Annotated in this window: 19 protein-coding genes; 11 read left to right on the top strand and 8 right to left on the bottom strand. The window is 65.3% G+C overall.

Annotation, left to right across the window (positions count from 1 at the left end):
• Positions 1-206 precede the first annotated feature (206 nt).
• From aspS to BHD06_RS00350, 4 genes are all read left to right on the top strand, one after another.
• Positions 207-1,982 (top strand): aspartate--tRNA ligase, encoded by a 1,776-nt coding sequence (gene aspS, locus BHD06_RS00335; RefSeq protein ID WP_080455000.1) that lies wholly within the window; start codon positions 207-209, stop codon positions 1,980-1,982.
• 8 nt (positions 1,983-1,990) lie between these two features.
• Positions 1,991-2,713, top strand: a complete 723-nt coding sequence (locus BHD06_RS00340; RefSeq protein WP_080455001.1) for a GNAT family N-acetyltransferase — start codon at positions 1,991-1,993, stop codon at positions 2,711-2,713.
• A 142-nt stretch (positions 2,714-2,855) separates the two neighbouring features.
• Positions 2,856-4,244, top strand: a complete 1,389-nt coding sequence (locus BHD06_RS00345; RefSeq protein ID WP_080455527.1) for a DUF1800 family protein — start codon at positions 2,856-2,858, stop codon at positions 4,242-4,244.
• Positions 4,245-4,257: 13 nt separating this feature from the next.
• Complete coding sequence (locus BHD06_RS00350; RefSeq protein WP_080455002.1) at positions 4,258-5,499, top strand: DUF1501 domain-containing protein; 1,242 nt, start codon at positions 4,258-4,260, stop codon at positions 5,497-5,499.
• 15 nt (positions 5,500-5,514) lie between these two features.
• Here BHD06_RS00350 and BHD06_RS00355 read toward each other — a convergent pair whose 3' ends face one another.
• From BHD06_RS00355 to BHD06_RS00385, 7 genes are all read right to left on the bottom strand, one after another.
• On the bottom strand, positions 5,515-6,195 hold the full coding sequence (locus tag BHD06_RS00355; RefSeq protein WP_080455003.1) for an aspartate/glutamate racemase family protein: 681 nt from the start codon (positions 6,193-6,195) through the stop codon (positions 5,515-5,517).
• A 9-nt stretch (positions 6,196-6,204) separates the two neighbouring features.
• Positions 6,205-7,500 (bottom strand): histidinol dehydrogenase, encoded by a 1,296-nt coding sequence (gene hisD, locus BHD06_RS00360; protein ID WP_080455004.1) that lies wholly within the window; start codon positions 7,498-7,500, stop codon positions 6,205-6,207.
• A gap of 125 nt (positions 7,501-7,625) precedes the next feature.
• Positions 7,626-9,338: a methionine--tRNA ligase gene (metG, locus tag BHD06_RS00365; RefSeq protein WP_080455005.1), complete on the bottom strand. Its 1,713-nt coding sequence runs from the start codon at positions 9,336-9,338 to the stop codon at positions 7,626-7,628.
• Positions 9,339-9,708: 370 nt separating this feature from the next.
• Entirely contained in the window at positions 9,709-10,188 is a 480-nt protein-coding gene (locus BHD06_RS00370) for a DUF6505 family protein (protein WP_080455006.1), read from the bottom strand.
• Positions 10,188-10,892: a biotin/lipoate--protein ligase family protein gene (locus BHD06_RS00375; RefSeq protein ID WP_080455007.1), complete on the bottom strand. Its 705-nt coding sequence runs from the start codon at positions 10,890-10,892 to the stop codon at positions 10,188-10,190. Before BHD06_RS00375 ends, BHD06_RS00370 begins: the two co-directional genes overlap by 1 nt.
• Complete coding sequence (gene apbC, locus BHD06_RS00380) at positions 10,889-11,953, bottom strand: iron-sulfur cluster carrier protein ApbC (protein ID WP_080455008.1); 1,065 nt, start codon at positions 11,951-11,953, stop codon at positions 10,889-10,891. The genes BHD06_RS00375 and apbC overlap by 4 nt, the downstream gene beginning before the upstream one ends.
• 1 nt (position 11,954) lies before the next feature.
• Positions 11,955-12,149, bottom strand: coding sequence for a DUF6494 family protein (locus tag BHD06_RS00385; RefSeq protein ID WP_080455009.1), 195 nt, complete (start codon positions 12,147-12,149; stop codon positions 11,955-11,957).
• A gap of 63 nt (positions 12,150-12,212) precedes the next feature.
• On the opposite strand from BHD06_RS00385, the gene BHD06_RS00390 reads away from it, so the two are divergent.
• Positions 12,213-12,986 (top strand): hypothetical protein, encoded by a 774-nt coding sequence (locus BHD06_RS00390; protein WP_080455010.1) that lies wholly within the window; start codon positions 12,213-12,215, stop codon positions 12,984-12,986.
• On the opposite strand, the gene BHD06_RS00395 is transcribed toward BHD06_RS00390, so the two are convergent.
• Complete coding sequence (locus tag BHD06_RS00395) at positions 12,980-14,935, bottom strand: 4Fe-4S binding protein (protein ID WP_080455011.1); 1,956 nt, start codon at positions 14,933-14,935, stop codon at positions 12,980-12,982. The two genes, BHD06_RS00390 and BHD06_RS00395, sit on opposite strands and share 7 nt — an antisense overlap.
• A gap of 351 nt (positions 14,936-15,286) precedes the next feature.
• Between BHD06_RS00395 and BHD06_RS00400 the strand changes: the two genes are divergently transcribed.
• From BHD06_RS00400 to fdh3B, 6 genes are all read left to right on the top strand, one after another.
• The gene (locus BHD06_RS00400; RefSeq protein ID WP_254892259.1) at positions 15,287-15,877 is read left to right on the top strand and encodes a DUF3305 domain-containing protein; all 591 of its coding nucleotides are present in this window, start codon (positions 15,287-15,289) and stop codon (positions 15,875-15,877) included.
• Positions 15,874-16,497, top strand: coding sequence for a DUF3306 domain-containing protein (locus BHD06_RS00405; RefSeq protein ID WP_080455012.1), 624 nt, complete (start codon positions 15,874-15,876; stop codon positions 16,495-16,497). The genes BHD06_RS00400 and BHD06_RS00405 overlap by 4 nt, the downstream gene beginning before the upstream one ends.
• The gene (locus BHD06_RS00410; RefSeq protein ID WP_080455013.1) at positions 16,494-17,123 is read left to right on the top strand and encodes a molecular chaperone; all 630 of its coding nucleotides are present in this window, start codon (positions 16,494-16,496) and stop codon (positions 17,121-17,123) included. Before BHD06_RS00405 ends, BHD06_RS00410 begins: the two co-directional genes overlap by 4 nt.
• 55 nt (positions 17,124-17,178) lie before the next feature.
• Complete coding sequence (locus BHD06_RS00415) at positions 17,179-17,367, top strand: twin-arginine translocation signal domain-containing protein (protein ID WP_080455014.1); 189 nt, start codon at positions 17,179-17,181, stop codon at positions 17,365-17,367.
• 107 nt (positions 17,368-17,474) lie between these two features.
• Positions 17,475-20,369 (top strand): formate dehydrogenase subunit alpha, encoded by a 2,895-nt coding sequence (locus BHD06_RS00420; protein ID WP_080455015.1) that lies wholly within the window; start codon positions 17,475-17,477, stop codon positions 20,367-20,369.
• Positions 20,370-20,381: 12 nt separating this feature from the next.
• Complete coding sequence (fdh3B, locus tag BHD06_RS00425) at positions 20,382-20,978, top strand: formate dehydrogenase FDH3 subunit beta (RefSeq protein WP_080455016.1); 597 nt, start codon at positions 20,382-20,384, stop codon at positions 20,976-20,978.
• Positions 20,979-20,997 lie beyond the last annotated feature (19 nt).

Raw genomic sequence — 20,997 nt, forward strand, 5'->3', positions numbered from 1 at the left:
GCATCTTTACGGCGTACCAAACTTCTCCTTGTGCCCGTTTGTTCCGGGTAGCCTGCTCGTGTGAAAGGTATTTTTGCGCAATTTCCCTGTTCTGTAAACGGTTTTGCCCGGCCCTGACCCGCCCCGCACTTGACTTTGCCGCCCCGCCAAGGTGTATCGGCCCGGACCCAAGAGACAGGCCCGCGACCGGGCTCGGAGAGGATAACATGCACAGCTATCGCAGCCATTCCTGCGCAGATTTGACGAAAACAGACGTGGGCGAGACCGTGCGCCTTGCAGGCTGGGTGCATCGCATCCGCGATCACGGGGGGGTTCTGTTTATCGACCTGCGCGATCACTATGGCGTGACACAGGTGCTGTGCGACCCCGACAGCCCGGTTTTCGCCGAGGTGGAGAAACTGCGCAGCGAATTCTGCATCCGAATCGATGGCGCGGTGAAGGCGCGCGACGAAGGTCTGGTGAACCCCAAGATTCCTACCGGCGAGATTGAGGTTTTCATTCGTGACATGGAAATCCTCGGGGCGGCGGGCGAATTGCCTTTGCAGGTGTTCGGCGAGCAGGACTATCCCGAGGAGACGCGTCTGCGCTATCGCTATCTTGACCTGCGGCGCGAGGCGATGCAGCACAACATGACCCTGCGCTCTGACGTCGTGGCCGCGATGCGTCGCCGGATGTGGGATCAGGGCTTTCGCGAGTTTCAGACGCCGATCATCACCGCCTCGTCGCCTGAGGGCGCGCGCGATTTTCTGGTGCCGTCGCGGCAACATCCGGGCAAATTCTACGCCCTGCCGCAGGCACCGCAGCAGTTCAAGCAGTTGATCATGGTCTCGGGCTTCGACAAGTATTTCCAGATCGCGCCCTGCTTTCGCGATGAGGACCCGCGCGCCGACCGTTCGCCCACCGATTTCTACCAGCTTGACCTCGAGATGAGCTTTGTCGAGCAACAGGACGTGTTCGACACGATCCAGCCGGTCATTCAGGGCGTGTTCGAGGAGTTCGGCGAGGGCGCCACGGTCGACAAGGTCTGGCCGCAAATCAGCTATCGCGACGCCGCCCTCTGGTATGGCACCGACAAGCCCGACCTGCGCAACCCGATCAAGATGCAGGATGTCAGCGAGCATTTCCGCGGCTCGGGCTTTGCGATTTTCGCCAAGCTGCTGGAACAGGACGGCACCGAAATTCGCGCCATCCCCGCGCCCACTGGTGGCAGCCGCAAGTTCTGTGACCGGATGAACGCCTTTGCCCAGAAAGAAGGGCTGCCGGGGATGGGGTATATCTTCTGGCGCGATCAGGGTGACGGGATGGAAGCCGCAGGCCCGCTGGCCAAGAATATCGGCCCCGAGCGGACCGAGGCGATCCGTCAGCAGCTTGGGCTTGGCGTGGGCGATGCGGCGTTTTTCCTTGGCGGCAAGCCGCAGGCGTTTGAGCGGGTGGCGGCCAAGGCGCGCGACGTGATCGGCGAGGAACTGGGCCTCACTGAGCAAAACCGCTTTGCGTTTGCCTGGATCGTCGATTTTCCGATGTACGAGGCGGATGAAGAAACCGGCAAGGTCGATTTCAGCCACAACCCGTTTTCGATGCCGCAGGGCGGGCGCGCCGCGCTCGACGGCGATCCGCTGGAGGTTCTGGGCTATCAGTATGACCTTGCCTGCAACGGCTATGAGCTGGTCTCGGGGGCCATTCGGAACCACAGGCCCGAGATCATGTTCAAGGCGTTCGAGCTGGCGGGCTATGGTGAGGACGAGGTGCGCAAGCGGTTCGGCGGCATGGTCAACGCGTTCCAGTTCGGCGCGCCGCCGCATGGTGGCTGTGCGGCGGGCATCGACCGGATCGTGATGCTGCTGGCGGGCACGTCCAACATCCGCGAGGTGATCATGTTCCCAATGAACCAGCGCGCCGAAGACCTGATGATGAACGCCCCCTCGGATCCGACCAGCGATCAGCTGATGGAACTGGGGCTGCGCGTCATTCCGCAGGACTGACCGCGCTGATGGATCAGAGCCGCCCCCGCGGTCCCAAGCTGGTGGATTGGCGGCCCCCGCCCGCCCCGGATGGCACGCCGCTGGTCGGTCGCTATGCGCGTCTCGACCGACTCGATGCGGACCGGCACGCGGGCGACCTGCACCGCGCGATGAGCGGCGATCCGTCGCTCTGGGATTACATGCCCTACGGGCCGTTTTCCTCGGCCTCGCAATACCACCGTTGGGCGCGCGAGGCGGCGGCGGGTGATGATCCGCTGTTCTATGCGATTACTGATCTCGATGCCGGACAGGTCGGCGGCGTGGCCAGCTATCTGCGGATCAAACCGCAGACGGGCAGCATCGAGGCGGGTCATATCAACCTTGCCCCCGCCTTGCAGCGCACCCGCGCCGCGACCGAAGCGATTTACCTGATGATGGATTGGGCCTTTGGCGCGGGCTATCGTCGGTTCGAGTGGAAATGCGACGCGCTCAACATGCCCTCGCGCCGAGCCGCGCAGCGGTTGGGGCTGAGCTACGAGGGCACGTTCCGGCAGGCCACGGTGGTCAAGGGGCGCAACCGCGACACCGCATGGTTCGCCGCCATCGACACCGAATGGCCCGCGCTGAAAGAGGCGTTCGGCTTTTGGCTGGATCCCGCAAATTTCGATGCGGATGGGCGGCAACGCGAGCGTCTCGGCACGCTCACCCGCCTCGTGCGGGTGAGTTCGGACCCGGCGCAGGGCGCAGGCTGACAGCCGCCTCGGCCCTCGTCACGGTCCTGCGCGATGTCCGGCAGGATCGGGCAGGAACCCGCCGACGACACGTGCTGAATCAGGTGCGCATGCGGCGCGATGATGATATCATCCAATTTGTTCACCCATGTCGGAGCGGTTGATGCCTTTCGATCCAGAACGTGCCGAGATACGCTTTGGCTGCGGGCTCTCTGCGCGCCATGCGCCCCCTGCGTCGCCTGCCGAGATGCTGGCGCGCCTGACTGGCCCGGATGAGGCGGCGCGGCGCTATCCGGTGGGCGGTTTCGATCATGTCCTGACCTTGCAGACCCGCCTGCGTGACACCCGCAGAGCAGCGCGCAAGGACGGGTCCGAGGCGGCGTTCGAGCGCGCGCGTGAGACCCGCCGCAGCGCCATTCGCGCCCTGCGCCGCGAGGCGGCCCCATGGTATGCGAATGTCCTGCTGCGGCGCGCCGATGGAACCGACGGTTTGCGCGAGCGGCTGGTGCAGTTCTGGGGCGACCACTTCACCGCTGTGGGGCAGGGCGCGGCCTGGCATTTCGCGGCCATTCCATATGCCGAAGAGGCGATCCGGCCGCATGTGGCGGGGCGGTTTTCCGACTTGTTGCGCGCGGCGGTGACGCATCCGCTGATGTTGCGCTATCTCGATCAGGCCGCGTCGGTCGGCCCCGACAGCGTGAAAGCGCGCAACTCCAAACGCCTCAGTGGGCTCAACGAAAATCTGGCGCGCGAATTGCTCGAACTGCACACGCTCGGGGCGGATGGCCCCTATACGCAGCGCGATGTGCAGGAACTGGCGCGGTTGCTCACCGGGCTGAGTTTCGACCTGCAAGAGGGGTTCCGGTTTCGTCCGAATCATGCGCAACCCGGGCCGGAAACCGTGCTCGGTCAGAGCTATGGCGGGGCGGGGCGGGCCCGGCTGGAGGATATCCACGCGCTGCTCGATGAACTAGCCGTGCATCCCGCGACGGCGGCGCATCTGTGCCGAAAGCTGGCGGTGCATTTCGTCGCGGATCGGCCCGACCCGCGCCTGATCGAGGCGATGACCACCCGGTATCGCGAAACCGGCGGCGCCCTGACCGAGGTTTATGCGGCGATGCTCGATCATCCCTCGGCCTGGGATGTGCCCGTGGGTAATGTCAAACAGCCGATTGATTTCATTGGCTCTGCGCTGCGCGCGCTCGATCCGGGCGCTGCGCTCAGCAAGCATGCCCGCCCGCGCGAGATGAACGATCTGTTCCTCACGCCGCTGCGCCTGATGGGGCAGACCTGGGGCCAGCCCCTCGGCCCCGATGGCTGGCCCGAGGCGGACGAGGACTGGATCACGCCGCAGCGTCTGGCGGCACGGCTCAACTGGGCGATGCAGGCGCCGGTGCTGTTCTTGCCGACGCTGCCCGATCCGCGCGATCTGGCGCGCGTAGCCTTTGGCCGGACGCTGCCGCCCCGCGTAGCCTTTGCCGCGCGCGCTGCGGAAACCCGCGCCGAAGGGGTGGGGCTCGTGCTGGCCTCCGCCGCCTTCCAGCGCATGTGACAGGAGATTCACGATGTCCGCCGCCCCGCTTTCCCGCCGCCGCTTCCTGACCCGCGCCACGGCCCTGGGCTGCTCGTTGGCGGCCAGCCCGTTGGTCACGCCGGTAACCATGGCAAGCGCGCCCTGGGACAACCGCCTCGTGGTGATCATCCTGCGCGGCGGCATGGACGGGCTCGACGTGGTGCAACCGCTTGGCGCGCCGGAGTTCCGCCAGCTGCGCGCCGGCATGGACCCGGGCCAGACCGCCGATGCGCCCGCGCCGCAGGATCTCGACGGATTTTTCGCACTGCATCAGGGGCTTGCCGATCTCATGCCGTTCTGGCACCGGGGCGAATTGGGCTTCGTGCATGCCGTCTCGACGCCCTATCGCGACAAGCGCAGCCATTTCGAGGGACAGGATATTCTCGAGGCGGGCACCGGTCCGGACGATCCGCGCGGTATTCGTGACGGCTGGCTCAACCGCCTGCTGCAACACGTGCCGGGCATCGAGGCGGAAACCGCCTTTGCCATCGGGCGCTCGGACATGCTGCTCACGCGCGGGCCCGCACCGGTCGCCAACTGGTCGCCCGATGCCGCCTTTACGCTCAGCCCGCAGGCGCGCCTGCTGCTCGAAGAGGTGATGCATGATGACCCGCTGTTCCGCGATACCATGCTAGAGGCGATGGCGCTCTCGGATGGGTCCATGCCGGCATCTGGCAGCGCGATGCCCGACGTCGGCATGGGCGACATGCGCCAGAGCATGCAGACCGCGCGGCAGAGCGGCGGGACCGCCGATATCGCCCGCTTCGCCGCCGACAAGCTGCGCGGCGACACGCGCATTGCGGCCTTCTCGCTCAACGGGTTCGACACGCATGCCCGCCAGATCAACACCCTGCCGCGCGCGCTCTCGGATTTGCAGACCGCGATCCTGACCCTGCGCGAGGGACTGGGTGCGATCTGGGACAGGACGACGGTGGTCGCGATGACGGAATTCGGTCGCACCGCGCGGCTCAACGGTACGCGCGGCACCGATCACGGCACCGGTGGCGCGATGCTGCTTGCGGGTGGTGCGTTGAGGGGCGGACGGGTGATTGGCGATTGGCCGGGGCTCTCGGAGGCCGATCTCTACGAGCGTCGCGATCTACGCCCGACCCGCGATGTGCGCGCGCATGCCGCCTGGATCATGCGGCAGTCCTTCGGTCTGGAACGTGCAACGCTGCAGGACGCGGTGTTTCCCGGGGTCGACATGGGGCCCGATCCGCGCTTGCTGCTCTGAGCGGGCGGCGGGCTGTCAGCCCTTTGCAAATGCCACGATGGCGGTGGTCAGACAGTCGAGGCTGTCGGTCTGCGGCACAGCATCGGGCAGGGCGGCGGTCATCAGCGACAATTCGGTGCAGGCGACCAGCAGGTGATCGGCCCCTTGACCGACAAGCGTCCCGGCCTCTGCCGTCAGGCGCGGGCCAAGCTTGGCGATGCCCTGACCGGCCTTGACCGCGCGGATGATGTCTAGAAGGTCGCCATCGTCGGACAGGAAGACCGGCGTCAGACCATGCGCCGCGAAGGGCGCGTCAAACACCCCCGCGAGCCGTGTCGCCGGCGAGGCGAGCATCCCCACCCGCCGCGCGCCCTGCGCGGCGAGCGAGGCCGCCGTAAGATCCAGCATATTCAGAAACGGCAGAGGCGTCGCCCCTGCCACCGCAGGCGCATAGTGATGCGCGGTGTTGCAGGGCATGGCCAGCGCCTGCGCACCCGCCGCATGCAGATCGCGCGCCATGCGCGCCAGTGTCGGGCCGGGGTCTTCGCCGGTGCCCTCGATCAGCGCCTTGATCCGGCTCGGGACCTGCGGGTTTTGATGCACGATCAGTGGCACGTGATCGGCGTCGTCGCGCGCGGGCACCGCCGCCATGACCTTTTGCATCAACAGAATGGTGGCCTCGGGGCCCATGCCCCCCAGAATGCCCACGGTTTTCATGCGGTCGTCTTACCCCGTCGATTGCGCGGCACCGGGAACCGGGCCGAGGCGGATATCTGCGCTGCGGGCATGCCCCTCCATCCGTTCCGCGCGGCTGAGATTGGCGGTGACGCGTGCCAGATCGGGCAGCGCGTGCTCGTCCACCTCCTGCCAGGTAACGGTCTTGAGGAACTTGTGCACCGACAGCCCCCCTGTGTAGCGCGCCGCCCCCGAGGTGGGCAAGACATGGTTAGGGCCGGCCGCCTTGTCGCCGAAGGCGACGGTGGTGTTTTCACCCAGGAAGAGCGAGCCATAGGCACGCAGCCGGGTGCGCCACCACGGCAGGTCGCGGGCCTGCACATGCAGATGCTCCGGGGCCTTGTCGTCAGCGTAGCACGCCATCTCTTCGGCGCTGTCGCAGAGCACCACCTCGGCCAGATCGCGCCAGGCGGCGGCTGCGGCACTGCGATTTGGCTCGGGCAGGGCAGCGATCAGGGCAGGCACGCGTGCGATCACCGCCTCAGCCAAGGGCTTGTGCGTGGTGGCCAGCCAGACCGGCGAATTGGCCCCGTGTTCGGCCTGCCCCACCAGATCGGCGGCAACTGTGTCGGGACAGGCCGTGTCATCGGCAAGGATCAGGCTGTCGGTCGGCCCTGCAAACATGTCGATCCCGATGGGTCCGAATAGTTGCCGCTTGGCCTCGGCCACATAGGCATTGCCGGGGCCTACAAGGATATCGGCGGGCGGCGCGCCAAATAGGCCAAACCCCATCGCCGCGATGCCCTGTACGCCGCCGATGGTCAGGATGCGCGTGGCCCCCGCCAGATCCATCGCAAACAGCATCGCGTCGGGAATGGGGCCGTGGCCGCAGGGCGGCGAACAGGCGGTGATGTCGGGCACGCCCGCCTCGCGCGCCGTGGCAATCGACATCAGCGCCGAGGCGATATGGCTATAGCGCCCTCCCGGCACGTAACAGCCCGCCGCCCCAAGCGGGATCTGGCGCTGACCGGCGCGTAGCCCGGGGCGCAGCTCGATCTCCATGTCCTGCGCCGTGGCGCGCTGTGCGGCGGCAAAGCGCGAGATATTGTCATGCGCCCAGACGATATCGTCGCGCAGGGCTTGCGGCACACGCGCACGGGCTGCCTCGATCTCGGCCCGGGGCACAGTGATCTCCCCTTTCCAGCCATCCAGTTGCCGCGCATATTCCAGCGCCACCTGCGCACCGCTCGTCCGCAGCCGTGCCAGCATGATCTGCACGGTATCGGCTACGTCACGGGCGGTTGCGGGCGGCTCTCCGGGGGCGGTCTTGAGATGGATCATGGGCATGGCACGGGTCTCCTTCCCATCTAGGGATGGGGTGCGGGGCGTCCGTGGGCAAGCGAATTGCCGTAGAGGTGATCGGGTTTTTCCAGCCGCTTAAAGGCGTTTTCGGAATTTCCGAAAGGATTGGTCTAGTCCCGCGCGCCCGAGAACCGCGCCTGCCAGTCTTCGCGCTGATCATCGGTGATCTTGGAAAACAGCACCTCGGGCACGTCGAAGGCGTGGCCGGGGGCGAGGGCGTCAAGCCCGCCCGGCACGTCATCGGGCCAGGAGGTGTCATCGGTCCGCATTGCCGCCAGCATCGCGGCGGCGGCGTCGGGGATGAAGGGGCTAGAGAGCACCGCGTAGAGGCGGATGAGGTTGAGCGCCAGGCGGATCTGCATCGCGGCCCGCTCGGGGTCCTCCTTGAAAGTGGACCAGGGGGCGGCCTCTTGCAGATATTCGTTACCATCGACCCAGATCGCGCGCAGCGCGGCGGCTGATTTCCGGACCTCCATCGCCTGCATATGGTGTTCATATTCGCGAATGCGGGTCGTCAGGCGCTCAAGCAAAGCCTCTTCCTGCGCGCCGTAGGTCCCGCCCGTCGGCACCTCTTCGCCGAATTTCGAACGGCAAAACTTGGTCACGCGGGAGACGAAATTGCCCAATACGTCGGCCAGATCCTTGTTCACCGAGGCCTGGAAATTGTCCCATGTAAACTCGGCGTCCGAGCTTTCGGGCGCGTGGCTCAGCAGCCACCAGCGCCAGTAATCGGCAGGCAGGATTTCCAGCGCTTGGTCCATGAACACGCCGCGCCCGCGCGAGGTGCTGAACTGGCCGCCGTCGTAATTGAGGTAGTTGAAGGATTTCATGTAATCCACCAGCTTCCACGGCTCGCGCGATCCCAGGATCGTGGCGGGAAAGCTGAGCGCGTGGAAGGGCACGTTGTCCTTTCCCATGAACTGGGTGTAGGTGACATCACTTGCCCCCTTGTCGGTGCGCCACCAGCGTTGCCAATCGCTGCCTTTGCCCGCGTCGACCCATTCCTTCGCGCAGGCGATGTATTCGATGGGGGCGTCGAACCAGACATAGAACACCTTGCCTTCCATGCCGGGCCAGTCCTCGTCACCGCGCTTGACCGGGATGCCCCAGTCAAGATCTCGGGTGATGCCGCGATCCCGCAGCCCGTCGCCGTCATTGAGCCATTTCTTGGCGATCGAGGTGGTGAGAATCGGCCAGTCGGTCTTGCTGTCGATCCACGCCTCCAGCTCGTCCTTCATCTGCGACTGGCAGAGATAGAGATGCTTGGTCTCGCGCATCTCCAGATCGGTCGCACCCGAGATGACCGAGCGGGGCTCGATCAGGTCGACCGGGTCGAGCTGCTTGGTGCAGTTGTCGCATTGATCGCCGCGCGCCGAGTCAAAGCCGCAATTCGGGCAGGTGCCCTCGATGTAGCGGTCGGGCAGGTAGCGCCCGTCGGTGGGCGAATACATCTGCGTCTCTGACACCTCGCGGATCAACCCCTGCTCGTATAGACGCTTGGCGAAATGCTGGGTCAGCCGGTGGTTCTGTGGGCTGGAGGAGCGCCCGAAATGGTCAAAGCTCAGGCGAAAGCCGTCGGAGAGACGCTTTTGCACCTGCCACATCTCGGCGCAATAGTCCGCTACCGGCTGGCCCGCCTTGGCGGCGGCCAGTTCGGCGGGGGTGCCGTGCTCGTCGGTGGCGCAGAGAAACAGAACCTCGTCGCCTCGCGCGCGACAATAGCGGGCGAAAAGGTCGGCGGGAAGCTGGCTGCCCACCAGATTGCCGAGGTGCTTGATCCCGTTGATATAGGGGATCGCCGAGGTGATCAGATGACGTGCCATCGGGTATGTCTGCCTTTGCCGGGTCGCTTTGATTGCCCTCGCGTTTACCTGTCTCGCGCCCAAAGGGCCAGAGGGCGCGCAGGGCGCTGTCGCAATATTGCACAGTTCGGCGATTTCAGTCGCCGGGACGGGTGAAACCGGTTTGACGCGCGCGTCCCCTCGGTGCCAGCCGCGCTGACATGCGAGCGGCGCGCGCCCGAGATGCCCCGCCAGGTCGGGCATGTGCGGGTCTTTGCGGCATTGGGCGCGTTCCTGTCGGCGGGTTGGATTGGTCTGTTGTTGCCATTGACCGCTATGGCCATGCGCGGCTTACGGCTGCGACCGTGCCGGGCCAACCACGCCCTCTCTTTCATCCGCTGGAAATGCGCCGTTATTCGTCGAGCGAGCCGTGGATCGCGAATTGCTCGAGCTCTGCCTCCTGCGCCTCGATCACTCTGAACGTCTCGCGCACGCCTGCCTCGGTCAACTCACGCAGTACGGTGAGCAGCGTGTTGGGCGCGTGATCCTCGCAAAGCTCGATCATCTGCGCCAGTTCGTCCCGCGCCACGGGCAAGGCGGCCTCGACCGAGGGCGCGCCGTAGATGTCCACGAAATGTTGCGCGAGAGCGCGTGATAGCGTCTCCACCTCGGCCTCTTCGATCTGCGTCACCGCGATGAAGGTCACGCGGCCGAATGTTTCCAGCCCGAGCCAGCCATTGGCGAATGCCTGCCGGGATTTGCCGGTCAGGTCGGCCTCGGACCAGTTGGAAAACTCGAATCCGCCGGAAATGCACCATTCGCCGGTGCGGGCCGGGCTGTGATAGACGCGTTGGTCGCTTTCATCGAAATGTATCGCGCGGGCAAGCTTCACTACGGGGTCTCCAGACGGGTGCTGAGGGGGATGAGATGGGTGGTATCGGTATCGCGCAACAGCAAGCCGAATCGTTCGTCAACGCCGAGATAGGTACCGCGGCACCCGTCGAGGGTGATGTCCTCGCCGATGCCATGGGCCAGACCGCGCCATTCGGAATGCAGCACCTTGGTGCCGCCCTCTTCCCACCGGTTGATCCAGACCAGCGTATGCCTCGCCCATGCCTCCAGCAGGGAGACGGGATCGACCTCGGCGCAGCCTTCGTCATAAAGGGCCGTCTGGTCGGGCGCGTCGCCGGGCCGCTCGGTGATCTGGATCAGCGGCAGTTCAAGGCCGACTACGAGCCAATCGGGCTCGGCATCCGGTGCGGTGTCACTCGCCGCCACCCGCAGCCGCCCGCAGGCCGCGCCGTTGACGCGCAGCCCGCCTGACCATTCCAGGTGCACGGCCACTTCGGGCGGGGCGAGCGCGCCGAGCGCGTTCTGAAAGCCCACGCCGCAGGCCGGCAGCATCGCCATCGCGTCCTCGAGCGGAACCTCGGGGGCCATGACGAGCGCGGCCAGCAGGTGATTGGCCGTCACGTTATGCACGATCAGGCCTGCGTCACAGCCCAAGGCCGCCATGGCGCAGGCCTTTTCGAACGGGTCGATGGCCCCCTCGACGGCAAGGCTCGACATCAGCGGCGGAAAGTTGGGCGCGCTCATGCCACGCCTTGTGCAATGAGTTGGCGCGCCACGACGCGAAACGCCTGTGCCTGCGCGCTGTCGGGTTTCGACACCACGATAGGCGCGCCACCATCCGAGGCGAGCCGAATGTCGAGATGCAGCGGGATCTCCGCCAGCAGCGGCACGCCCAGTTTTTCGGCCTCGGCCTTAACGCCGCCATGGCCGAAGACATGCTCCTCATGCCCGCAATTGGAGCAGATATGCGTCGACATGTTTTCGATCATGCCCAGCACCGGCACATGCAACTGATTGAACATGTCGATCCCCTTGCGGGCATCCAGCAACGCCACGTCCTGCGGGGTGGAGACGATGATCGCACCATCCACCTGCGCCTTTTGCGCCAGCGTCATCTGCACGTCGCCCGTGCCCGGCGGCAGATCCACGAGCAGACAGTCGAGCGCGCCCCATTGCACCTGCATCAGCATCTGTTGCAGCGCGCCCATCAGCATCGGGCCGCGCCAGACCACCGCCTGCCCCTCATTGGTCATCAGGCCGATGGACATCATCGTCACACCGTGGTTGCGCATCGGCAGGATGGTCTTGCCATCGGGGCTGGCGGGGCGGCCCGACACGCCGAGCATGCGCGGTTGCGAAGGCCCGTAGACATCGGCGTCCAGAAGCCCAACGCGGCGGCCTTCGGCGGCGAGCGCGCAGGCGAGGTTGGCCGAGACGGTGGATTTGCCGACGCCGCCCTTGCCCGATGCGATGGCGATCAGGTGATTGACGCCGGGCACCTTTTCGGGGCCCTTCGGCTCGGCCTTTTTGCCGGGTTTTAGATCGGGTGGGGCCTTGGCCGAATGGCCGGTGAGCACGACCGAAACCGTTTCGGCCCCCGGCAGCGCCTTGACGGCCGCCTCGGCCGCGTCGCGCACCGGGCTATAGGCCTCGGCCTTGCTCGGGTCGATCTCCAGCACGAAGCGCACCGTGCCGCCATCGACGGTCAGCGCGCGCATCACGCCTGCGGCCACGATATCCGATCCGCTGACCGGATCGGTGATCTGCTTGAGCGCCGCGAGCACGCTCTCTCGTGTCAATGCCACGTCAGCCCTGCCCCTTGATCGTGCCGGTCACGACATGCTCGATATCGAGCCCGTCGACGGTCAGGACCACCTTGGCCTCGAATTCCTGTCCTGTCGTGGCACCCTTTTCGCGCAGCCCCTCCTCGATGGCCTGCTGCGAGGTGACCCCCACCTGCTTGAGGAATTTGCGCATCGACATGTTGAAATCGTCGCTCATCGGTTTCTCCCTTCGTGGTTCAGACTACTTGACGCCGACAGTGGCGCTTTTCTAGGCTTGGGTATGCGCAGAGTGATTTCTCAACTGGCAAACCGCCTGTGGATCGTGCTTGCGGCTCTTGGCTTCATGCTGGACGTGGAGCAGGCGCGCGCCGATGACAAGCGATTTCGGCTGAGCGCGCCTGCCGCCCTCGTGGAGACTGGCCTGCTCGATTACCTGCTGCCTCGCTTCTCGCTCAAGACCGGGGTGCGGATCGAGGTGGTCGGCCCGGTTGATCCGGCTGAGATGACCATCGGCCCCGAGGCGGGGCGCGCAGTGTTCAAGGGGGAAGGCGGTCTTTGGCGCATCTCGCGTGACGGCGATCACCCCGGGGCCGCGCGGTTCGCCGACTGGCTGACCTCCGAGATCGGGCAGCGCACCGTCACCAGCTACGAGGTCGCGGGCCGCGCAGTCTTTACCTTGGCGGAGGTGGCCGAAGAGGCCGAGGTCACACTTGATTTTGACGGCAACGCATCCGAGGGCAAGCGGGTGTCGCTGGTGCAATGCGGGCGCTGTCATGTCGTGGCTCCGGAAAACCGGATGAACGCCATGGGCTCCACACCGTCCTTTGCCGTGCTGCGCACAATGCCCGACTGGGCCGCGCGGTTCCAAAGTTTTTACGTGCTCAGGCCGCATGCTGCTTTCACGCAGGTCGAGGATGTCACAGCGCCGTTCCCGATCAACCGGCCGTCGCCCATCGTCCCCGTCGAGGTGACGCTCGACGAGGTGGAGGCGATCCTGGCCTATGTGGCGGAGATGGCCCCCGCCGATCTGGGCGCGCCGATTCAAGTTCAATGATCCTTGCGCTTGCTGAGGTAATCCTCGGTGGTGCGGACGCGCGGGCGCGGGCCGGCGGCGAACGGGTTGTCGTGCGAGTGGAACTGCGCGTTGATCCGGCAGCCTTCGCACATCTGGATCATCTTTGCCGCATCCGAGGTGGCGAACATCGAATGCTTGCCCGCCAGCTTCTCGGTGATCCGCTCGATGGTCGATTTCGATCCGAATAGCACGCCGCATTCGATACAGGCAAAGGGCTCTTCCTCGTTGAGCACCACCTGGGTAAGTGCGCTGTCGTCGAGGTTCATCTGCGGTGCCAGCGTGATTGCCTTTTCGGGGCAGATGGTGGCGCAGATGCCGCATTGCAGGCAGGCATCCTCCTGAAAGCGCAGCTGCGGCAGATCCTCGTTATCCATCAGCGCGCCCGAGGGACAGAGCGAGACGCAGGAGAGACACAGCGTGCAGGCCTCGGTGTTGACCAGCACCGTCCCATAGGGGGCGGCATCCGGCAGGGGCAGGGTGCCGCCCCCGGTGTTCAGCGCGCGGGCGGCGAGGCGCGCCACCTGACGGCGGCTGCCCATCGGCAGGACCGGTTCGGACAGCGCCCGGGCAGGCTGCGCATCATAGAGCGCATCGCAGAGCGCGTCGGGATCACCGAGGTCGAGCATCCCCACAGCTGCGCCACCCGCCATGGCCTGCGCCAGAGGCACCTCTTGATCGAGCGCGTCACGCTCGGTGCGCGGCGACAGCAAAACCCATACCGCGCCAAAGCCCGAGGCGAGGGCTGCGAGGATCTCGGCATGGCCAAAGCCCGACAACGCCGACACCTCCAGCGGGATCACATCGGCGGGGAGCCCGCGCCCGTGGCGCGCGGCGAGGCGGATCATCTCGGCACCAAAGCTGGCGTCATGCACCAGAAGGCGCGGCACCTCACCGCCAGCCTTGCGATAGGCAGAGGCCAGCGTTTGCATGCGCCGAAACGTCATGTCGGGGGGCGGCGCGTCGTAGGTGATCGCGCCCGAGGGGCAGCGCGCGGCGCAGGCGCCGCAACCCGCGCAGATCATCGGGTCGATGCTGACATGATCGCCATCGGGTGAGATTGCGCCGGTGGGGCAGATGTCGAGGCATTTGTTGCAGCCAGTCTGCTCGGCGCGGGAATGGGCGCAAATCAGCGGCTCGAGCGCCACGTAAAGCGGTTTCTCGAAGGTGCCGATCAGTTGCGCCGCCTCGAACACCGCGTCCGACACCGCCGATAGACTGCCCGGATCGGCGCGCACATAGCCCTCGCGTTTCTGCGGGGCGGGGAACATCGGCGTACCACCGGTGAGGTCAAGAATGACGTCGCATTGCGTTTGCCCGCCGTCACGCGATGCGGTCCAACTCAACACGCCGCGCCCGCCGGGATTGACCTGTTGCAGCGCGTCGAGGCGTAGCTCGAACTGGCCCAATGCCCCGCTTGCCTGCGTGATGCGGCCCCGAATTGCGTCGAACTCGCGGGCCTCGGGCGGGTCGGTGTCATCTGTCAGCATCACCGTGACCCCCAGAAGGGGGGCCAGTTTTTCGGCCGCAGGCAGCACCACATCGGAGGCCCCGATGATCAGGCACAGCCCCTCTGAGACCACGTCGAGGGTCTTCTCCGGGGGGGGCGGCAGGGCCGCCTCGGCCAGCAATGCGGCCATTTTGGGTAGTTTCGGGGCTGGATCATCGGACCATCCCGCGCGGTCGCGCAGGTCGACAAGGGCTGGGGCGTCGGCCTCCAGATCGGTGGCCAGTTCCTCGAAGACCCGGGCCTCCTGCGCGCAGCAAATAATTGCCTCGCCCCCCTCGATCGCCTTGGCCGCCGACCCGATCTCGTCGGTGCAAAGCGCGCTGTGCAGCCGCGAGCAGGGCAGTCCGGTGGCCGCCTCCAACCCCGCGGCGTCTAGCGCTTGAGACGCGGAACAATCACACAATATCAGTTGCTTAGGCATTTTCACCCCGAGTGTTTCGCACGGCTGGGTAGGCGACGTTTTTCGTCGGTTCGGCGCGAGATTAGGCATGATTCGAAGCCCTCGTAAACAGCAATTCGAATCACGATGTTCGGCGAGAGCGCACGGTGAGTGGATAATTTTAATCCCGATTGATTCTGTTTGGATTCAGTATCTTGCAATGCGGCGTTGCAGCATTGCACGGGCAATGTGGACAATTTGACCCTTAGGGTTTTGGCCGCGTGTCGTGCAGGTCCAAAATGTCCGGACGTGTTTCAAAATGGACCAGTGCACACAGAAAAGGCTTTGCGCGGTCAGAAAACTGGACCAATCTGATCTCAACGCAGCAAGGGGATGGCACGACGCGTGACCCATAGCCACGAAAAAGAGGTGACGATGCCGGTGGGGATCGTGATCCGAAAGTCGTCGGGTGTGACCCGGTGGGCGGCGTGGTCGTGGCGGGCGGTGGCGCTGTTGCCCGGGGCTGGTCCTGCCGAGTGGCGCGAATTGCGCCGCGAGGGCGAGGCGGTGGAATACCATGCCGCGACCGTTCATGTCGAATTGCATCACACCCAGACAGAAGCCTACCTGCAAGGCATATCGGCCAAGGTGCCGTCGATTTATGTAGTGATGCGCAATGGGGCGGCGGCACATCGCGACGGCGCGCCGCTCGACGTGGTGCTGGCCACCGCGTCCCCCTTCGAGGCACAGGATTACGCCGATACCGGCGAAGAGATCGTCGAGAAGGTGCCGATGCCTGAGGGGATGATCGCCTGGGTGCGCGATTTCGTCGAGGCGCATCACGAAGACGAAGAATTCAAGAAGCGTAGGCGCGACAGGCGCACCATCGGCGATGCGCAGGACGGTATCGGTGATCCGCGCATTCCGCAGATGAGCGACGTTTATCGCGCGCCGGTGATGGTGCGCAAAGGGAGGCTGCATTGAGCCGGGGGGGCGATTTCTGGTCGCGCCGCAAGGCGCAGGTCGTGGCGGAGGCCGAGGCACAGGCCCGCGCAGCCGAGGCCGAGGCGCGCGCCGTGCAGGACGCGGAGCAGGCGGAAAAGAGCGATGCGGATCTGTGCGAAGAGCTGGGCCTGCCGGATCCCGACACCTTGCAGCCCGGCGATGATTTCCGCGCCTTCATGGCCAAGGCGGTGCCCGACCGGCTGCGCCGCCGCGCGCTGCGGCGGCTGTGGCTGAGCAACCCGGCTCTGGCCAATCTCGATGGGCTGCTCGATTACGGTGAGGACTTCACCGACAGCGCCACGGTGATCGAGAACATGCAGACCGCCTATCAGGTCGGCAAAGGCATGACCGCCCACGTCGAGGAAATGGCGCGACAGGCCGAGGCCGAGGCGCAGGCGGCGCAGGAGCCGGAACCCGAGCCCGAAGAGGCCCCGCAGGAGGCCGAAGACGAGACCCCGCCGCAGGTGGCCGAGGCCGACGAAGCGCGGGAGATGGCAGAGCCCTATGCCTGGGCCGATACGCCCGAGGCCGAGGAGGCCGCACCGCCGCGCCGCCGCATGCGGTTTGAGTTTGACGATACCGCCGGAGCATCGGCATGACCCAGCAAGAGGCCCTTATGCAAGACCAGACCGCCACGCCGGAGATCACCGAAGAGGACGCGCTGCGCGCCGATCTCTATGATTTCCTTGCAGCCCTTCTGGCGCGCCCGCCGGGGCAGGACCTGCTGGCCAAGACCGCCGCGCTGAGCGGCGATCAGAGCGACATGGGGCAGGCCATAGCGGCGCTGGCCCGCGTCGCCCGCGTGAGCAAGCCCGGCGCGGTCGAGAGCGAGTTCAACGCGCTTTTCATCGGGCTGGGCCGGGGCGAACTCCTCCCCTATGCCAGCTACTATCTGACCGGGTTTCTCAATGAAAAGCCGCTCGCCGGGCTGCGCCGGGATATGGCCGCGCGCGGGATGACGCGAGCGCAGAACGTCTACGAGCCCGAGGACAATATCGCGTCTTGCATGGAGATGATGGCGGGGCTGATCCGGGGACGCTTCGGCAAACCCGCCACGCTCGCCGAGCAAAAGACGTTTTTTGCCAAGCATGTCGGCCCTTGGGCCGGGCATTTCTTCAGCGATTTGGAGGCCGCGCGCAATTCGGTTCTCTATGCCTCGGTCGGTGCTGTCGGCCGGGTGTTCATGGAGATCGAGGCGCAGGGCTTTCGGATGAGCGTGGGCTGATCCCGCGCCGTAACCGGCGGGCACCTGCCCGCCATAACCAGAGGAGGGGACCCTCATGACCCGGAAACCCGAGGATGGCAGCAGCCGCCGCGATTTCCTCAAAATGGCCGCCACCGGCGCGCCCGCTGTCGCGGTCGCAAGCGTGGTGACCGCGGGCACGGCCGCAGCCGCGCCTGACCTGACATCGGACAAGATGCAGGACACCGCGCATACCCGCGCCTATTTCGACAGCGCCCGGTTCTAAGTTCCGGACGCCGTAAAACACCGCTGACGACTGGTTGCGTGACGCCCGACTGTCAGGGGAAACCGTAGTACCCAGCCTGAATCCAGGCCCAGGGAGGAGAGAGAAACATGCTTAGGAAAAAGACCAACGGGGTTGCGCGACGCCCCCAGCGGACCAGTATCCTGTCTGAGGTCGCCGATACATCGGTCGACCGCCGCGCGTTCCTGCGCGGTAGCGGTCTGGCCATCGGTGGCCTGGCTGCTGTGGGCGCGCTTGGGGGCACCGTCACCCGCGCGAATGCCCAAAGCGCCGCCGCAGAGGCGGTGCAAACGGTGAAATCCGTCTGCACCCATTGCTCGGTCGGCTGTACGGTCGTGGCCGAGGTGCAAAACGGCGTCTGGACGGGTCAGGAACCCGGCTGGGACAGCCCCTTCAACCTGGGCGCGCATTGCGCCAAGGGCGCGTCGGTACGCGAGCACGCGCATGGTGAACGCCGCCTCAAGTACCCGATGAAGAAAGAGGGCGGTGAGTGGAAGCGCATCAGCTGGGAACAGGCGATCGACGAGATCGGCGACGGCATGATGAAGATCCGCGAAGAGAGCGGCCCGGATTCGGTCTATTGGCTCGGCTCTGCCAAGCACAATAACGAGCAGGCCTATCTCTTCCGCAAGTTCGCCGCCTATTGGGGCACCAACAACGTGGACCATCAGGCGCGCATCTGTCACTCGACCACCGTTGCGGGCGTTGCGAATACATGGGGCTACGGCGCCATGACCAACAGCTACAATGACATCCACAATTCCAAGGCGATCTTCATCATCGGCGGCAACCCGGCCGAGGCACATCCCGTCAGCCTGCTGCATGTGCTGAAGGCCAAGGAAGAGAACAACGCCCCCCTCATCGTCTGCGATCCGCGCTTTACCCGCACGGCGGCGCATGCCGACGAATATGTGCGTTTCCGTCCCGGTTCGGACGTGGCGCTTGTCTGGGGTATCCTGTGGCACATCTTCGAGAACGGCTGGGAGGACAAGGAGTTCATCCGCACCCGCGTCTGGGGCATGGATCAGATCCGCGACGAGGTGAGCAAGTGGAACCCCGAAGAGGTTGAGCGCGTTACCGGCACCCCCGGTTCGCAACTGCGTCGGGTTGCGCGTACATTGGCCAATAACCGGCCCGGCACCGTGATCTGGTGCATGGGTGGCACGCAGCACACCAACGGCAACAACAACACCCGCGCCTACTGCATCCTGCAACTGGCGCTCGGCAACATGGGCACCGCTGGTGGCGGCACCAACATCTTCCGCGGCCATGACAACGTGCAGGGTGCGACGGATCTCGGCGTTCTCAGCCACACCCTGCCGGGCTATTACGGCCTTGCAAAAGGGTCCTGGGCGCATTGGGGCCGGGTCTGGGGCGAGGATATGGAGTGGCTCGACGCCCAGTTCGCCACGATCAAGGACAAGGATGGCAAGGACAAGTCGCTCCAGCAGTTGAGCGGTATCCCGGTCAGCCGCTGGATCGACGGCGTGCTCGAAGACCCTGCCAACATGGACAATCCCAACAAGGTGCGGGCCATGGTGCTCTGGGGGCATGCGCCCAATAGCCAGACGCGCGGCAAGGAAATGAAGACGGCGATGGAACAGCTCGACATGCTGGTCGTGGTCGATCCCTATCCGACGGTCTCGGCGGTCATGCATGATCGCACCGATGGCGTCTACCTGCTGCCGGCCTGTACCCAGTTCGAGACGCGCGGCTCTGTCACCGCCTCGAACCGCTCGCTTCAGTGGCGCGACCGCGTGGTCGAGCCTTTGTTCGAGAGCAAGCCGGATGAGGTCATCATGGCCAAGTTCGCCAACAAGTTTGGCTGGGCTGACCGGTTCTTCCGCAATATCGAAATGGAAGATGCGGAAACGCCGAATGTCGAGAGCATTACGCGCGAATTCAACCGCGGGATGTGGACCGTCGGCTATACCGGCCAGAGCCCGGAACGGCTCAAGATGCACATGGCCAATCAGCACACCTTTGACCGCACGACGCTGCGCGCGGTCGGCGGGCCTGTTGACGGCGAGACCTACGGTCTGCCTTGGCCCTGCTGGGGCACGCCTGAAATGGGGCACCCGGGCACGCATATCCTCTACGATATGTCCAAGCCGGTCTCAGAGGGTGGCCTGACCTTCCGCGCGCGTTTCGGTGTCGAGCGGGATGGCGACAACCTGCTGGCCGAAGGCGTTTACTCGGCGGGCTCCGACATCCAGGACGGGTATCCGGAATTCACCATGCAGATGCTGATGGATCTGGGTTGGGACAGCGAGTTGACCGACGAGGAACGCGCGTCGATCGACGCGGTCGCGGGCCCTGACACCAACTGGAAAACCGACCTTTCGGGCGGTATCCAGCGGGTGGCGATTGCCCATGAATGCGCCCCCTTCGGCAATGCTAAGGCGCGCGCTGTGGTCTGGACCTTCCCCGATCCGGTGCCGCTCCATCGCGAGCCGCTCTATACCAACCGGCGCGATCTGGTGGCGGATTATCCGACCTACGAGGACCGGCACGCCTACCGCCTGCCGACTATGTATGCCTCGATCCAGAAGAACGACTTCTCGAAGGATTACCCGATCATCCTCACCTCCGGCCGTCTGGTCGAATACGAGGGTGGCGGCGACGAGACGCGGTCAAACCCGTGGCTGGCCGAGTTGCAGCAGGACATGTTCGTCGAGATCAACCCGCGCGATGCCAACGATATCGGCATCCGTGACGGCGCTCAGGTCTGGGTAGAAGGTGCCGAAGGTGCCAAGGTCAAGGTCATGGCGATGGTGACCGAACGTGTGGGGCAGGGCGTGGCCTTCATGCCGTTCCACTTCGGTGGTCATTTCGAGGGCAAGGACCTGCGGGACAAGTATCCCGACGGGGCCGATCCCTATGTTCTGGGCGAAGCTACAAACACCGCCCAGACCTATGGCTATGACAGCGTGACCCAGATGCAGGAGACCAAGGCGACTCTCTGCAAAATCGTTGCAGCATAAGGAGATACTGATATGGCAAGAGCAAAGTTTCTGTGCGACGCCGAACGCTGCATCGAATGCAACGCCTGCGTTACCGCCTGCAAGAACGAGCACGAGGTGCCGTGGGGGATCAACCGCCGCAAGGTGGTGACGATCAACGATGGCAAGCCGGGTGAGCGCTCGATCTCGGTCGCCTGCATGCACTGCTCGGACGCGCCCTGCATGGCCGTCTGCCCGGTGGATTGCTTCTACCAGGACGAGGAAGGTGTGGTCCTGCACTCCAAGGACCTGTGCATCGGTTGCGGTTATTGCTTCTACGCGTGCCCGTTCGGTGCGCCGCAATTCCCGCAGGCGGGCAACTTCGGAAGCCGTGGCAAGATGGACAAGTGCACCTTTTGCAAGGGCGGCCCGGAAGAGAACCACAGCCAGGCCGAGTTCCAGAAGTACGGGCGCAACCGGATCGCCGAGGGCAAGCTGCCCATCTGCGCCGAGATGTGCTCGACCAAGGCGCTTCTGGCAGGCGACGGTAATGTCGTCTCGAGCATCTACCGCGAACGCGTCGTGGCGCGTGGCTTTGGCTCGGGCGCGTGGGGCTGGGGCAGTGCCTACGGCCAGCAAAGCGGCGGCTGAATGCCGTTACGGGCCGGCC

It is taken from the genome of Roseovarius sp. A-2 (assembly GCF_002072155.1).
GTDB lineage: Bacteria > Pseudomonadota > Alphaproteobacteria > Rhodobacterales > Rhodobacteraceae > Roseovarius.

Excerpts from the sequence above, each read along its gene's own strand:
- aspS (WP_080455000.1), top strand. The coding sequence starts at position 207 with ATGCACAGCTATCGCAGCCATTCCTGCGCAGATTTGACGAAAACAGAC.
- BHD06_RS00340 (WP_080455001.1), top strand. The coding sequence starts at position 1,991 with ATGGATCAGAGCCGCCCCCGCGGTCCCAAGCTGGTGGATTGGCGGCCC.
- BHD06_RS00345 (WP_080455527.1), top strand. The coding sequence starts at position 2,856 with ATGCCTTTCGATCCAGAACGTGCCGAGATACGCTTTGGCTGCGGGCTC.
- BHD06_RS00350 (WP_080455002.1), top strand. The coding sequence starts at position 4,258 with ATGTCCGCCGCCCCGCTTTCCCGCCGCCGCTTCCTGACCCGCGCCACG.
- BHD06_RS00355 (WP_080455003.1), bottom strand. The coding sequence starts at position 6,195 with ATGAAAACCGTGGGCATTCTGGGGGGCATGGGCCCCGAGGCCACCATT.
- hisD (WP_080455004.1), bottom strand. The coding sequence starts at position 7,500 with ATGCCCATGATCCATCTCAAGACCGCCCCCGGAGAGCCGCCCGCAACC.
- metG (WP_080455005.1), bottom strand. The coding sequence starts at position 9,338 with ATGGCACGTCATCTGATCACCTCGGCGATCCCCTATATCAACGGGATC.
- BHD06_RS00375 (WP_080455007.1), bottom strand. The coding sequence starts at position 10,892 with ATGAGCGCGCCCAACTTTCCGCCGCTGATGTCGAGCCTTGCCGTCGAG.
- BHD06_RS00385 (WP_080455009.1), bottom strand. The coding sequence starts at position 12,149 with ATGAGCGACGATTTCAACATGTCGATGCGCAAATTCCTCAAGCAGGTG.
- BHD06_RS00390 (WP_080455010.1), top strand. The coding sequence starts at position 12,213 with ATGCGCAGAGTGATTTCTCAACTGGCAAACCGCCTGTGGATCGTGCTT.
- BHD06_RS00395 (WP_080455011.1), bottom strand. The coding sequence starts at position 14,935 with ATGCCTAAGCAACTGATATTGTGTGATTGTTCCGCGTCTCAAGCGCTA.
- BHD06_RS00400 (WP_254892259.1), top strand. The coding sequence starts at position 15,287 with ATGGCACGACGCGTGACCCATAGCCACGAAAAAGAGGTGACGATGCCG.
- BHD06_RS00410 (WP_080455013.1), top strand. The coding sequence starts at position 16,494 with ATGACCCAGCAAGAGGCCCTTATGCAAGACCAGACCGCCACGCCGGAG.
- BHD06_RS00415 (WP_080455014.1), top strand. The coding sequence starts at position 17,179 with ATGACCCGGAAACCCGAGGATGGCAGCAGCCGCCGCGATTTCCTCAAA.
- BHD06_RS00420 (WP_080455015.1), top strand. The coding sequence starts at position 17,475 with ATGCTTAGGAAAAAGACCAACGGGGTTGCGCGACGCCCCCAGCGGACC.
- fdh3B (WP_080455016.1), top strand. The coding sequence starts at position 20,382 with ATGGCAAGAGCAAAGTTTCTGTGCGACGCCGAACGCTGCATCGAATGC.